Annotated in this window: 9 protein-coding genes; 5 read left to right on the plus strand and 4 right to left on the minus strand. The window is 72.4% G+C overall.

Annotated features, from left to right (window positions below):
• Positions 1 to 50: 50 nt before the first annotated feature.
• On the minus strand, positions 51 to 1,529 hold the full coding sequence (locus CW362_RS41125) for a S1C family serine protease (RefSeq protein WP_103554700.1): 1,479 nt from the start codon (positions 1,527 to 1,529) through the stop codon (positions 51 to 53).
• A gap of 257 nt (positions 1,530 to 1,786) precedes the next feature.
• Here CW362_RS41125 and CW362_RS41135 point away from each other — a divergent pair, with 257 nt between their 5' ends.
• From CW362_RS41135 to CW362_RS41145, 3 genes are all read left to right on the plus strand, one after another.
• The gene (locus tag CW362_RS41135) at positions 1,787 to 2,596 is read left to right on the plus strand and encodes a glycerophosphodiester phosphodiesterase (RefSeq protein ID WP_103554701.1); all 810 of its coding nucleotides are present in this window, start codon (positions 1,787 to 1,789) and stop codon (positions 2,594 to 2,596) included.
• 126 nt (positions 2,597 to 2,722) lie between these two features.
• Positions 2,723 to 3,352 (plus strand): ATP-binding protein, encoded by a 630-nt coding sequence (locus CW362_RS41140; RefSeq protein WP_103554702.1) that lies wholly within the window; start codon positions 2,723 to 2,725, stop codon positions 3,350 to 3,352.
• 169 nt (positions 3,353 to 3,521) lie between these two features.
• Positions 3,522 to 4,487 (plus strand): DUF5926 family protein, encoded by a 966-nt coding sequence (locus CW362_RS41145; protein WP_103554703.1) that lies wholly within the window; start codon positions 3,522 to 3,524, stop codon positions 4,485 to 4,487.
• Between the two features lie 241 nt (positions 4,488 to 4,728).
• Here CW362_RS41145 and CW362_RS41150 read toward each other — a convergent pair whose 3' ends face one another.
• Positions 4,729 to 5,247 carry a hypothetical protein gene (locus tag CW362_RS41150; RefSeq protein ID WP_162684410.1) on the minus strand — a complete coding sequence of 173 codons (519 nt, stop codon included), beginning with the start codon at positions 5,245 to 5,247 and terminating at the stop codon, positions 4,729 to 4,731.
• A 130-nt stretch (positions 5,248 to 5,377) separates the two neighbouring features.
• On the minus strand, positions 5,378 to 6,043 hold the full coding sequence (locus CW362_RS41155) for a bifunctional DNA primase/polymerase (protein WP_103554705.1): 666 nt from the start codon (positions 6,041 to 6,043) through the stop codon (positions 5,378 to 5,380).
• A gap of 482 nt (positions 6,044 to 6,525) precedes the next feature.
• On the opposite strand from CW362_RS41155, the gene CW362_RS41160 reads away from it, so the two are divergent.
• Together CW362_RS41160 and CW362_RS41165 are read left to right on the plus strand one after the other, a co-directional pair.
• Positions 6,526 to 8,025, plus strand: coding sequence for a PP2C family protein-serine/threonine phosphatase (locus CW362_RS41160; RefSeq protein ID WP_103554706.1), 1,500 nt, complete (start codon positions 6,526 to 6,528; stop codon positions 8,023 to 8,025).
• A gap of 98 nt (positions 8,026 to 8,123) precedes the next feature.
• Positions 8,124 to 9,611 (plus strand): aminopeptidase P family protein, encoded by a 1,488-nt coding sequence (locus tag CW362_RS41165; RefSeq protein ID WP_103554707.1) that lies wholly within the window; start codon positions 8,124 to 8,126, stop codon positions 9,609 to 9,611.
• Between the two features lie 206 nt (positions 9,612 to 9,817).
• Here CW362_RS41165 and CW362_RS41170 read toward each other — a convergent pair.
• The coding region (locus CW362_RS41170) for a triphosphoribosyl-dephospho-CoA synthase (RefSeq protein WP_103554708.1) at positions 9,818 to 10,457 on the minus strand (640 nt) is incomplete at its 5' end.

Here is a 10,457-nt window from a genome sequence, read left to right on the forward strand (position 1 = left end):
AAGGGGTGTCTCCCGTGGGAGACACCCCTTCCGCGTACCCGCCCGCAGGGTCAGCTGTCGCCCTCGCGGGAGCCGAGGGTGACGTCGACCGTGTGGGTCTTGCCGTCGCGCGTGTAGGTGAGCTTGACGGTGTCGCCGGGCTTGTGGGTCCAGATCGCGCCGATGAGGGTCGGCCCGCTGTCGACCGTCATGCCGTCGAGCTTGGTGATGACGTCGCCGGGCTTGAGGCCGGCCTTGGCGGCGGGACCGCCGGGCTCGACCGCCGAGGCACCGCTCGCGCCCTGCTCGGTGATCTTCGCACCGCCCGAGTCCTCGTTCAGGGAGACCGAGGCCCCGATCTTCGCGTACACCGGCTTGCCCGTCCGGATCAGCTGCTGGGCCACGTACTTGGCCTGGTTGACCGGGATGGCGAAGCCCAGGCCGATGGAACCGGACTGGCCGGAGCCGCCGAGACCGCCGCTGCTCGACGACTGGATCGCCGAGTTGATGCCGATCACCGCGCCCGAGGCGTCGAGCAGGGGCCCGCCGGAGTTGCCCGGGTTGATCGAGGCGTCCGTCTGGAGGGCGCTCATGTACGAGGACTTGCTGTCGGTGCCGCCGTCGCTGGAGGCGACCGGACGGTTCTTCGCGCTGATGATGCCCGTGGTCACCGTGTTGGACAGGCCGAAGGGCGCGCCGATCGCGATGGTGGAGTCACCGACGGCCACCTTGTCGGAGTCGCCGAGGGCGAGCGGCTTCAGGTCGGAGGGCGCGTTCTTGAGCTTGATGACCGCGACGTCGTACCCCTGCGCGTGGCCGACCACCTCGGCGTCGTACTTCTTGCCGCTCGGGAAGGTGGCGGTGAGCTTGCCGCCGTCGACCGCGTCCGCCACCACGTGGTTGTTGGTGAGGATGTGGCCCTGCTTGTCGAAGACGAAGCCCGTTCCGGTGCCGCCCTCGCCGTTGGTGCTCTGGGCCTCGATGGTGACGGTGCTCGGCAGCGCGGTGGCCGCCACGTTCGCGACCGTGCCCGAGGCGCGCTTGACCTCGCCGCTGCTGCTCGGGGCGGAGACCGTCGTCGAGTCGGCGGAGCCGTCGTCGTTCTTGGCCAGCGAGTAGCCGATGCCGCCGCCGACACCGCCGGCGACCAGCGCGGCCACCAGCACCGCGGCGACCAGGCCGCCGCGCCCGTTCCTGGGCTTCGGCGCGGGCTGCTGGTAGGAGGAACCCCAGCCGCCGTGCCCCGGGCCGCCGCCGTCGGCGTACGAGGGGGTGGGCGGCGGCGGAGGCGGCCAGCCCGCCTCGGGCGCGGAGCCCTGCGTCGGCGCCTGTCCGTAGGGGTCGGCCCCCTGCCCGGCTCCGTTCGACGCGTACGCCGGCATGCCCGCGGGCGCCGGGGCGTGCTCCGGTGCGCCGGGCACCGCGGGGATCGGAGCGGTCGGCGCGCCCCCCGCGTGCGAGGCCTGCGCGGAATCAGCGGGAGTTTCCACCGGCACAGGAGGTGCGGACGGGGCCGGGGGTACTGCGTTGCCCTCGTTCTCGGTGCTCACAGCTCTTCTCCTCGATCCACGGCTGTTGTTCTCGGTCGCACTCGGTCACGCCCACTCACACTTGTCGATGGCCCGGCGCGATGCAGCTGTGCATGTGCTTTTGTACGCCGCCAGCTTTTCCCACGGGGCGTCAGGGCACCATAAGCGGTGGCTGTGCGTCCGAGGTCATCCTTTATAACGGACTTTTATTACCAAAAGGAATGAGATGGGAGATATCTCACCTCACACCCGCCGCGCGACGGTGGCACCATGACGCGGTGACCCTCGCACGACAGCACCCGATCCAGGTCGTCGCCCACCGCGGAGCCTCCGAAGAGGCTCCCGAGCACACGCTGGCCGCGTACAAGAAAGCGATCGAGGACGGTGCGGACGCCCTCGAGTGCGATGTGCGGCTGACCGCCGACGGCCATCTCGTCTGCGTCCACGACCGACGCGTGAACCGGACGTCCAACGGCCGCGGAGCCGTCTCCGCCCTGGAGCTCGCCGAACTCGCCGCGCTGGACTTCGGCTCGTGGAAGAACCGCGACGAGTCGCCCGACTGGGAGCACGCCCCCGGGAGCCTGGCCGACACCTCCGTCCTCACCCTGGAGAAACTGCTCGAACTCGTCGCCGACGCCGGCCGCCGCGTGGAGCTGGCCGTAGAGACCAAGCACCCGACCCGCTGGGCGGGCCAGGTCGAGGAACGGCTGCTCCATCTGCTGAAGCGTTTCGGCCTGGACTCCCCCGCCTCCGCCGACGAGTCCGCGGTACGCGTCATGAGCTTCTCGGCGCGCTCGCTGCACCGTGTCCGGGCCGTGTCCCCGACCCTGCCGACGGTCTATCTGCTCCAGTTCGTCTCGCCCCGGCTGCGGGACGGACGGCTGCCCGCCGGTGTCCGGATCGCGGGCCCCTCGATGCGGATCGTGCGCAGCAACCCCGGATACATCGAGCGGCTCAAGCGAGCCGGGCACCAGGTGCACGTGTGGACCGTGAACGAGCCGGAGGACGTCGATCTCTGCGTCGAGCTGGGCGTCGACGCCATCATCACCAACCGCCCGCGCGCGGTACTGCGCCAGCTGGGCCGCTGACCCGGCCCCGACCGGAGCCGGCGGCCCGCCGGAGAACACCACGATCCCCCCTCCGAAACCGTCGACAACCGGCCTCCGGTCACAGGGAGTGCACCGGCGCGTTCGCTCCGCATTCGATCGTCACGAGTGCGTCGGCGGACGTCGATCGGCCGGTTTCCGGCTTGGTCCGAAGGGGCATTCACACCGTGGCGTGGGGTGAAGGAGGTTTCGGGGGTGGCGTTGGTGGTGGCACAGGAGGTGCCCACGTCGTCGAGCATGGCCGTACCCCATGGCCCTGCGGGCGTGGGGGAAGCAAGACACCGGATGCGCGGTCAGCTGCGCTCGGGGGGAGTGGCGGATACGGTCATCGACGATGCCGTGCTGATCCTTTCCGAACTGCTCAGCAACGCGTGCCGTCATGGCAGGCCCTTGGGAGGCGCCCTCGCGGGCGACGGCGACGTGCGCGCGGCCTGGCGCGTCGACCCGGCGGGACGGCTCACGGTCGAGGTGACGGACGGTGGCGGCCCGACCCGCCCCGTGCCCGCCACACCGTCGGTCACCGCCCGGGGCGGTCGCGGGCTGAACATCATCACGGCACTGGCCGAGGACTGGGGCGTACGGGACGGCCTCCGCGGTGAGGTCACCGTGTGGGTGGTCGTCCGGGACGACAGGGAAACGGCGCGTCGGCACGACGACTTCGCTACGCGCGTCGCGTCACCGAGGGTGCCCGGAATCTCCGCCCTGGACTTCGTGGACGCCTTCGACGACCTGGACTGAGCCGGGCCGGGGCGTGGCCGAGGGCCCCGTCCCGGCCGCCGTGGGGGCGCGGGCCGGTCGCCGGACTCCAGGACGACGCGGTGCGTTGTCCACAGGATCCCGTCGCTCTCCGTACGAGCGGCTAGGCTCGCGCCAGTACGAGACGAGCCGTGATCGGGAGACAGCCACGATGGCCAAGAAGCGACCCCAGACGAAGGCCGAGAAGCCGCAGCTCAAGGACGGCGAGATCCCGGTCGTCGGCGCCCGCGAGCCCTGCCCCTGCGGCAGCGGCCGCCGCTACAAGGCCTGCCACGGCCGGGCGGCCGCGCACGCCGCGACCGAGCTGGTGCACCGCCCGTTCGAGGGCCTGCGCGGCGAGGGCGACTGGGTCGCGCTGCGCGAACTGGTGCCCGCCGCGACGGTCGAGCTGAAGCTCAAGGAGAGCCTGCCCGAGGGCGTCCCCTCGGTCACCCTCGCCACGGTCCTGCCGATGGCGTGGCCCGCGCTGCGCCGCGAGGACGGCTCGGTGCTGCTCGGCCTGCAGAACGACACGTCGTCCGGCGACATCAGCCGCGACCTGGCCGACACCCTCCAGCGCGCGCTCGTCGCGCCGCCCGGTGCCCCGGTCGAGGGCCGGCGCGCCCCGGTCGGCGGTCCGCGGCTCCAGGACCTGCTCGACCCCGAAGGCGCCTTCGAGCCAGTTGTGCACAGCGGCTTCGAGTTCTGGGTCCCGGACGCGGAGAACGCGACGGCCGAGGTGACCGCCTCGCTGGAGCGGGCCAACGCCGCCGCCATTCCGACGGTGAAGCTCTCCGGGGTCGACGCCGCCTACTGGTGCGAGACGCCCGAGAAGAACCACCTGCGCTGGGTCATGCCGCACGCGGAGGAGCAGCTTCTGGACGCTCTCGCGCGGCTGCACGCCGAGGGCCGTTCGAGCCTCGGGGAGGGCACCCGGCTGGTCGGCTCCTTCCGCGCGCACGGGCTCACGGTGCCGGTCTGGGACCTGCCGAGCGGTGTCACGGCGGACGACGTCGAGAAGCCGGCGGCCGAGTTCGCCGAGCGCCTCGCCACCGCTCTGGCCACGGACGCGCCGCTGACGGCGGACGAGCGCCGCGCGCGCGGTGGGCTCACCAACCGCCAGGTGACCCTCAGCTGACCCACAGCAGGCCCACAGAACGGAGAACTGACCGACCGGTCAGCTCGTCGAGGCCTCCGGAACGGGTGACTCCTGTCACAACTCCCCGTTGTGACAGGTAAATCCGTGTCCGAATAGCCGAGATCGAATTTGCGAACAGCCGATCTCTTGTTACCGTTCGAGTAGCCCGGTTGCTGGTGCATCCCCCGTCGCCAGCAACCGGGTCTTTCCATGTTCGGAATACCGAACAATATCAATCGCCTTACCGGTGGACCGAGTTGCTTCCCGAGCGCAACAGCAGCGGCCCGTCGGAGCCGGCGCTCCTCGCGAATTCCGCGACCGCCGAGTACGCCCCCGGATCCCCCGCCGTACGTTCTCCGGGTGTCTCGCACACCCCCGGGTCGTCCTCCGCCCCCACCGCGCAGTCCCTCTGCACCGTGCGGCCGCCGGGACCCATCAGGGTCAGGGCCGAGCTCAGCGCGTCGCCGGTCGCGTTGCGGTAGTAGGTGCGCGCCCAGGTCTCCCCGTCCCGCGTCAGGACACAGGTCTGCGCCTCGACGCCGTCGGGCGATGAGAGCTCGGGACCGCACCGGGCGGTCATGGTGAGACCGGGACCGGGACCGGGCCGCGGTGGAGAGCTCCGGGACCCGGGCGTCCGCGGCCGGTCGTCCGGGCGGGTCCTCCCGCGCACGGCCGCGGAGCCGTCGTCCGCCGGCCGGCCGACCGAGGCCACGGCGAGCGGCAGGGCGAGCACGAACACCACGACCCCGGCCGGCGCCACAAGGCGGACTCTTCGGGGGTCCGGCCCGCCGCCCCGCGGCGTCGAGGCCCCGGACCCCCCGGAACGACGCTGCACGGTCGGACGATAACGAGCACGGGCGGGCGCGCGCCCCGCCGCGCGCCGAACGCCCCTACAACTCGGGCGCGCTCACACCCGTACGAGTGAGCGCCTCGACGACGGCGTCCACCACGGCCTCCACGTCGGGCACCCACGGGGCGGCCGAACCGGGCAGCGGAGCGCGCTCCCAGCGGATCCGGCCCTGGCCCGTCGCGGACGGCGGCAGCGCGATGTAGCCGCCCTCGCCGTGGAAGCGCAGGGAGCCGGGGACGAAGTCCTTGGCGTAGAGCAGTTCGCCGAGCTGCTCCATGGAGTACGGGGCGACGAGGATCGCCCAGCGGGAGGGGGACGCGACGACCGGCCCGAGGCGCATGCCCGTGCGGTCGAGGGCGTCGAGCGCGCGGGCCGCCGCGAGGGCGGGCAGGCTCACCGCGCACGGGGCGCCGCCCCCGGTGGCCAGCACGACGGGGGCCGAGGGCCGGTTGGTCCACCACCAGCGCACCATGCGCTCGTCCGTGGTGGCCGCGAGGAGGCCGGGATCGAAGGGATGGGCGCCCGGCACCGTGCACTCCGGGTCGGGGCACCCGCAGCCGGCACGCCCCTGCGGGTCGGCCGCCGCACCCGGGAGTACGGGCCACCGCCATTCGGCCGCGAAGGTCAGGGCCGCGCTGAGCATCTCAGGCCTCCCGTCGTTCCGCCTGGACAGGAGCCTGCGTCGCCTTCCGAGGATCTCGCGCATGAGCGCTCGTTCCTTTCCGTTGCACGCCTGGCAACACCGAGGATCACATCACACCATGTGTCGATCACTTCACTGTGCGTACCTGCTGGCGCATCACACCCCTGCCGGAGACAAGGGGAACCCCTCTGGGCCGAGCATGTGGCTGTGTCCGCGCCCATACCGCGTATATCCAAAGCATGGGCATGGCGTGGGGTGGCGGCGCCTGGCGTTTTACGTCCCGCGATTTCCTAGCCGCCTCCGCCACGGGAGGATGGGGCACGGTCGTCGGTGGTTAAGACGCCCGGGTCCGTCGCCAGGTTCCGGGCGGATCCCAACCGCCCCTGGCCTTCACCGAGTACGTACCCATCACGACCGCTGTGACGCTCCGTCGAACAAGGCCAGTCGACCTCAATAAGCCGTTGCCCGAGTCAGTTTTAGGCCAATTTTAATTTCCCGCAAGGGTTACCACCGGTCTCATGGACACCAGGAATCCCGGCAGGACAATGCTGGACATCCCCTCACGAGTACGTGTACATGTGGAGACACCGCTAGCGGCGCAGAACGACATGGGGGTTTGCGATGCTATTGAGCAATACGCGCCGGTCGGAAAGCCGGTCGTCATGAACGCCCCTCACCTTCCGAAAGTGGCCGGAATCGATTCAACGGTTCCTTCGCCCGCACACACTGTCGCGCCGACGTCCGCTCCCGCGGGCTCCTCACCGGCCGGTCCCGGGGCCGCCCTCCAGGACCGCCTCGCGGGCTGGGTCTCGGATCTCACCACGCTCCACGAACTGACCGAGCGTCTCGCGCGCACCGCGGCCCTGGACGACGCGCTACAGGAACTGCTGCACGCCGGAGCCGCCCTCGTGGGCGCCCGGCGCGGTCTGGTCGTCATGGAACCCGGCGACGGCCTCGGCCCCGACACCACGATCGGCCTCGGCCTCGGCCGGGCGGACCTCGGCCACATCGAGACGGTGCCGCGCAGCTCCATGTCGTACGGAAAGATCCTGGACGGACTGCCCGGCGGCGAGGGCGAGATCACCCAGCCCGACCTCCTCTCGGAGGACGGGCTCGACCCGCGCCACCGCGAGGTGGCCGCCCGCCTGGGCTACGCCGCCAGTTACGCGCTGCCGCTGTCGACCGAGGCGGCGGGCCGGCTCGGTGCCGCCGTGTGGCTCTACGACGAGCCCGCCGAGCCGGTGGAACGCCAGCGCCACCTCGTCGGCCTCTACCTCCACTACGCCACGGAGCACCTGGCACGGCTGGTGGAGCTCGAACGCGCGCGGGCGTGCGTGACGACGATGTCCGAGGAGCTGCTTCCCCCACGGCTGCCCCGGGTCTCCGGCGTCCAGCTCGCCGCCCGGCACCGCACCGGCCCGCGCGGCGGCGGCGACTGGTACGACGCGCTGGCGCTGCCCGACGCCGCGCTCGGCCTCGCCGTCGGCTCCGTCACCGGGTCGGGTCCCAGCGCGGTCGCCGCCATGGGCCGGCTGCGCGCCTCCCTGCGCGCCTACGCCGTCATGGAGGGCGAGGACCCGGTCGCCGTCCTCTCCGACCTCGAACTGCTGCTGCGGCTGACCGAACCCGCGCGCTCCGCCACCGCCCTCTTCGCGTACTGCGAGCCCGCCCTGCGCAAGCTCACGCTCGCCGGTGCCGGCCACAGCCCGCCCCTGGTGATCGGCCCGCGGCGCACCGAGTTCGTGGAGACCTCCCTGTCCGCGCCGCTCGGCATGCTCGCCTGCTGGGAGGCGCCGAGCGTCGAACTGACCGCCGGCCCCGGCGAGACCGTGCTGCTCTACACCGACGGTCTGCTGCACCGCACCGGCGATCCGATGGACCGCGCCTTCGCCCGGCTGCACGCGGCGGCGGCGAGCGTGCCGAGGGCGCTGCGCGACGACCCGGGCGCGATCGCCGACCACGTGCTGCGCGGGGTGCTGCCGGACGGTCTCGACGAGGCGGACAGCGAGGAGGACGTCGTCCTCCTGGCGGCCCGTTTCGAGTGAGAGGGCCCTCACCCGATGTAATAGGCCTTCCGGCCCTGGGCCCCCTTCAGTACGACCGTACGATGGGGAGGTCCAAAGTCGTATGAAGGAGGCAGACCGTGTCGGAGGCGCTCACCCCGGAGACCCCGGAAGCCGTGCTCGACGAAGCCGCTGACGAAGCGGGCGAGGAAGAGCCCATCAAGCAGCGCAAGAACGGCCTGTACCCGGGCGTGTCCGACGAGCTGGCCGCCAGCATGAAGTCGGGCTGGGCCGACACCGAGCTGCGGGGCCTCACGCCCATCGCACAGGCCGAGTACACCGCGGCCCGCCGCGCCGCGCTGTCCGCGCGCTTCCCGGGCGAGCGCCTGGTGATCCCGGCGGGCAACCTGAAGACCCGCTCGAACGACACGGAGTACCCCTTCCGCGCCTCGGTCGAGTACGCCTACCTCACCGGCAACCTCACCGAGGACGGCGTCCTCGTGCTGGAGCCCGTCGCCGACGGTCACAGGGCGACGATCTACCTGCTGCCGCGCTCCAACCGCGAGAACGGCGAGTTCTGGCTGTCCGGGCAGGGCGAGCTGTGGGTCGGCCGCCGCCACTCCCTGGCCGAGGCCGAGCAGCTCTACGGCATCCCCGCCTCGGACGTCCGCGAACTTCCCGGCGCGCTGAAGGAGGCCACCGGTCCCGTCCGGGTCGTGCGCGGGTACGACGCCGCGATCGAGGCCGCGCTGACCGACAAGGTCACCCTGGAGCGCGACGAGGAACTGCGCGTCTTCCTGTCCGAGGCACGGCTCGTCAAGGACGAGTTCGAGGCCGGCGAGCTGCAGAAGGCCGTCGACTCCACCGTGCGCGGCTTCGAGGACGTGGTGAAGGTCCTGGACAAGGCCGAGGCCACCAGCGAGCGCTTCATCGAGGGCACCTTCTTCCTGCGCGCGCGGGTCGAGGGCAACGACATCGGCTACGGCTCGATCTGCGCGTCGGGCCCGCACGCCTGCACGCTGCACTGGGTGCGCAACGACGGCCCGGTCCGCTCCGGCGACCTGCTGCTGCTGGACGCGGGCGTGGAGACCCACACCCTCTACACCGCCGACGTCACGCGCACGCTCCCGGTCAACGGCACCTACTCGGAGATCCAGAAGAAGATCTACGACGCCGTGTACGACGCCCAGGAGGCCGGCATCGCGGCCGTCCGGCCGGGCGCCAAGTACCGCGACTTCCACGACGCCGCGCAGCGTGTGCTGACCGAGCGGCTCGTCGAGTGGGGGCTCGTCGAGGGCCCGGTCGAGCGCGTCCTGGAGCTGGGCCTCCAGCGCCGCTGGACCCTGCACGGCACCGGTCACATGCTCGGCATGGACGTCCACGACTGCGCCGCCGCGCGCACCGAGACGTACGTCGAGGGCACGCTGGAGCCGGGCATGTGCCTGACCGTCGAGCCGGGTCTGTACTTCCAGGCGGACGACCTGACCGTGCCGGAGGAGTACCGCGGCATCGGCGTCCGCATCGAGGACGACATCCTCGTCACCGAGGACGGCAACCGGAACCTGTCGGCCGGCCTGCCGCGCCGTTCGGACGAGGTCGAGGCCTGGATGGCGTCCCTCAAGGGCTGACGCGGCGCCCGCGAGGGCTGAGCGGGACCGATGGCCGGGTGTCCTCCGGGGCGCCCGGCCATCGGTGTGTCCGGGCGGCGCGTGCCCGCGCACGGGCGTGCCCCGGGGTTCTGGGCGTGCCCAGGAGTTCCGGGCGTGCCCGAGGGTTCCGGGCGTGCCCGGAGGTGGCCGTTCGCGGACGCGGCTTCCGCTCCGGTGGCGGTCCGTCAGACCGGCGTGACCGGCAGCGCGTCCACGAACAGCGCGCCCGCGAGCAGGGCGCCGCTGCCGCCGGGGCTCCACCCGCGCGCGTGGAGGTCGTCGTCGAGGGCGGCCAGGCCCGATCGCCCCGCCCGCGTGGACGTGCCTCCCGCTTCGAGCACCCCCCGGGCGCCGGCCTGGACATGGCGAAGGCCATGGGGTCCGCCCGTGTAGAGCAACTCGGTGTCCTGGAGCGTGGACATGATGGTGAGGAGGGCGTCGAGACGGGCGCAGGGTTCGGGCACTCCGGCCGAACGGGCGGCCGCGAGCGCGTCCAACGCCCTGCGCACGTGCGGGAATCCGGCCCGCGCCTCACCGCGCGCGCCGGCCGCGCCGTACTTCGCCGACACGGACGAGCCGCGGGAGGGCCGCCGCGGTGCCCGCCGGTCGGCGTGCGCCGCGATCCGCTTGGCCGTCGCGGTGACCTCGGGTCCGTGGGCCCCTGGGTCCAGGGCCGCCGCGGCGACCAGCAGCCCGAGCGCCCACAGCGCGCCCCGGTGGCCGCCGCCCGTCAGGGCCACCGAGTGCTCCGTGCACCGGCCGATCGAGCCCAGTTCCGCGCGGAGTTCGGGTGTGGCCCGGCCGGTGCGGCGGGCGGCCGCGGCC

The organism is Streptomyces populi (genome assembly GCF_002911015.1).
Lineage (GTDB): Bacteria > Actinomycetota > Actinomycetes > Streptomycetales > Streptomycetaceae > Streptomyces > Streptomyces populi.